The sequence below is a fragment of the Streptomyces sp. S3(2020) genome, from assembly GCF_013044505.1.
GTDB lineage: Bacteria > Actinomycetota > Actinomycetes > Streptomycetales > Streptomycetaceae > Streptomyces.
In genome coordinates this window covers 1-2,229 of sequence record NZ_JABERD010000468.1, presented here as the reverse complement: position 1 = coordinate 2,229, position 2,229 = coordinate 1, and the positions used below count along the sequence as shown (strand labels likewise).

The window sequence follows — 2,229 nt, the reverse complement described above, 5'->3', positions numbered from 1 at the left end:
CGACACCCCCGACACCCTCGACGCCCCCGAGGCGCCCGCACGCGTACGGCTGACGCAGGCGCTGGCGGACATTCCGGGGAGCACGGCTTCCGGCGCCCTCGTGGCGCTGTCCGGTGACGGGGACCGTGCCGTCGCCCTGACCGCCACGTACCTTCTCCGGCTACGCGACGCGGGGTGACGGTCAGGAGGGCACCGCGTACGCGGCCCAGCCCCGCGGTCTTCACCGGGCCGCCCCGCTCTCAGCCCTCGGCGCGGGCGGGCAGCCGCCATCCCGGGCGCGGGAAGTGGCAGGTGTAGCCGGCCGGGTAACGCTGAAGGTAGTCCTGGTGCTCCGGCTCGGCCTCCCAGAAGGGGCCCACCGGCTCCACCTCGGTGACGACCTTGCCCGGCCACAGGCCGGAGGCGTCCACGTCCGCGATCGTGTCCTCGGCGACCCGCTTCTGCTCGTCGTCCACGTAGTAGATCGCCGAGCGGTAGCTGAGACCGATGTCGTTGCCCTGACGGTTCTTCGTGCTCGGGTCGTGGATCTGGAAGAAGAACTCCAGGATCGCCCGGAAGTCGGTCTTCGCGGGGTCGAAGACGATCTCGATGGCCTCCGCGTGCGTGCCGTGGTTCCGGTACGTCGCGTTCGGCACGTCACCCCCGGTGTATCCCACCCGGGTCGCCGTCACGCCCGGCAGCCGGCGGATCAGCTCCTCCATCCCCCAGAAGCATCCGCCCGCCAACACGGCCCTCTGCGTCTGCGCAGCCATTACCGCTCCTCCCATGTCCGTCGTCTCGGTCACTCGGGCTGCTCGGCGCACAACGCCCGCATCCCGGACCCACCCCCTCAACGCACGAGGCCTTCCGGCGATTCCACGCCCGCCCGCCCGACCGCCCCCACGGCCTCGGGACGGACGAGCGTGGAACCGTCGAGGAGACGAGCGTCACACGCGGCGGCGCACCATGACGAGCACGCCCGCACCCAGGGCCACCGCCGCGGCAGCCACGGCCGTGATCGGAAGCGCCGAGGACCCGGTCTCCGCAAGGTTGCCGCCGGTCGTCGACGACCCACCACCCGAGCCCCCGGATCCGCTCGTCGAGCCCCCGCCGGAGTCACCGCCCGAGCCCCCCGGCGACGCGGTCGCAGAGGCGGTCGGCGAGGCAGTCGGCGAAGCTGTCGGCGCCCCACCCGTGACATCCAGCGTGATGTCCGCCTTGTCGTTCGCCTTGTCGGGATCGGAGGGCCGCGCCTCGGTGCCCAGCACCACCGACCCCTTGGCGTCCACCACCCGCTTGTCGATCTTCAGCTCGAAGGCGTAGGTCAGTCGGCCGCCCTCGTTGAGCGCGGTCTGGCTCGTGCCGCAGTCGTACGCCTCGACCTCGCCCTCGTCCTTGGCCTTGCAGTACCCGGGGACCTTGACGGCCGACGTTCCGGCGGGCGGCGTGATCATGATCCTGACGGTCGGTTCCCCCAACTTGGTCATGAACCAGGCGGGCCCGGCGTTGGTGAAGTCCACCTTCATCGGCACCGTCTCACCGACGCGCCCCTTCAACGCGGCGCCCGTCACCTGGTAGTCGGCCGTGTTGACGGTGGTGACGGGCACATCGACGACTTGCGCGGTCCCCTCGCCCCCGGCCTGTGCCTCGACCAGTTTCACCGCCGGCGCGGTTCCCGCCACCGGCGGAGTGCCGTTGTCGTCCGCCCCCGGGTCGTTCTCCCCGACACGCAGGCGCAGCTCGTCGTTGAGCGCGCGGTCCAGTGCCTTGACGCGGAGGGGTCTGTCGGTCGTGTAGACGGCGCCCGGCGCCACCGCCTGGTCGAAGGCGCAGACCGCGGTCCATCTCTCGGGCATCTCGTCGTAGGGCCGGATGTACTGCGTAAGGCAGTTGGAGGGAACCTCCGCGAAGTCCAGTCCCCGGGTGACGGCGTAGGTGATCCACACCTTCTCGGCGGCTCCGGTGCCCTTGTTCCCCACGGTGACCGGCGCATCGAAGATGTCCCCCGGTTTCAACCCGTCGATCGGCTCGACGCCTCCGACGACCAGTTCGGGTGCGACCTCATCGGCGAAGGCGGCCGGAGCCGCGGCCAGCGCGATCAGTCCGGCAGCGCCGAGGGCGGCAACAGCGGCACGGGAGGCGTGACGGTTGTGCGGGGGCGAGGGCGGGGTCATCGGCATGGGGAGAACCTCTGTGGGAGCGCGGGCGGACGGTGCTCCCGAGGGAGACATCGCTTCGATCGCTAGACTC

Annotated in this window: 2 protein-coding genes; both read right to left on the bottom strand. The window is 71.2% G+C overall.

Annotation, left to right across the window (positions count from 1 at the left end):
* Nucleotides 1-239 precede the first annotated feature (239 nt).
* Complete coding sequence (gene msrA, locus HLK59_RS49605; RefSeq protein WP_171148267.1) at nt 240-752, bottom strand: peptide-methionine (S)-S-oxide reductase MsrA; 513 nt, start codon at nt 750-752, stop codon at nt 240-242.
* A 174-nt stretch (nt 753-926) separates the two neighbouring features.
* Nucleotides 927-2,159 carry a hypothetical protein gene (locus HLK59_RS49600; RefSeq protein ID WP_240983101.1) on the bottom strand — a complete coding sequence of 411 codons (1,233 nt, stop codon included), beginning with the start codon at nt 2,157-2,159 and terminating at the stop codon, nt 927-929.
* Nucleotides 2,160-2,229: the final 70 nt, after the last annotated feature.

Coding starts and splice junctions, on each gene's coding strand:
- msrA (WP_171148267.1), bottom strand. CDS start 752: ATGGCTGCGCAGACGCAGAGGGCCGTGTTGGCGGGCGGATGCTTCTGG.
- HLK59_RS49600 (WP_240983101.1), bottom strand. CDS start 2,159: ATGCCGATGACCCCGCCCTCGCCCCCGCACAACCGTCACGCCTCCCGT.